The organism is Priestia sp. KCTC 13724, from assembly GCF_056820425.1.
Map to the genome: position 1 here is coordinate 1 of NZ_JBXDLD010000105.1, position 530 is coordinate 530.

1 protein-coding gene is annotated in these 530 nt (G+C 35.1%); it reads right to left on the reverse strand.

The features are described from left to right. Positions 1 to 51: 51 nt before the first annotated feature. The gene (gene rpsN / locus AC1UFB_RS14595) at positions 52 to 321 is read right to left on the reverse strand and encodes a 30S ribosomal protein S14 (RefSeq protein WP_482589427.1); all 270 of its coding nucleotides are present in this window, start codon (positions 319 to 321) and stop codon (positions 52 to 54) included. Positions 322 to 530 lie beyond the last annotated feature (209 nt).

A 530-nucleotide genomic window follows, 5' to 3' on the forward strand; every position in this document is an offset into this window, starting at 1 on the left:
AACCATCACTTGTTCATCTCGATGATTTTTAAGTGCACCCATCATGTTTCATCAACTCCAGTCTTTTTTCACACCAGGAACTTGCCCTTTATAAGCTAGTTCTCGAAATGCAATTCGGGACATTTGGAATTGACGTAAATAGCCCCTCGGTCTTCCTGTTACACGGCACCGATTCTTTAAACGAGTTGGTGAGGAGTCACGCGGCAGTTTTTGTAACGCTTCATAGTCCCCTTTTTCTTTTAGTTCCTGTCGAAGAAGTGCATACTTTTCTACCAATTGTTGACGTTTACGTTCTTTTACAACCTTTGATTTTTTAGCCAATGAATTCTCATCCTTTCAATGTTCTTTTTTGATAGTAATCATTCCGATTTAAAACTTATACTTTACGAGCAATTTCTATATTAAAACATAGGTAGAAGCTTAATGCAAGCATAACGTTTCATTATTTTACTGATAATGAGTAAATTCAGTTCAAAATATTTCCATCTTATAAAATAAAAAAGACAAATACGCAAACCTGGTTTAGAATG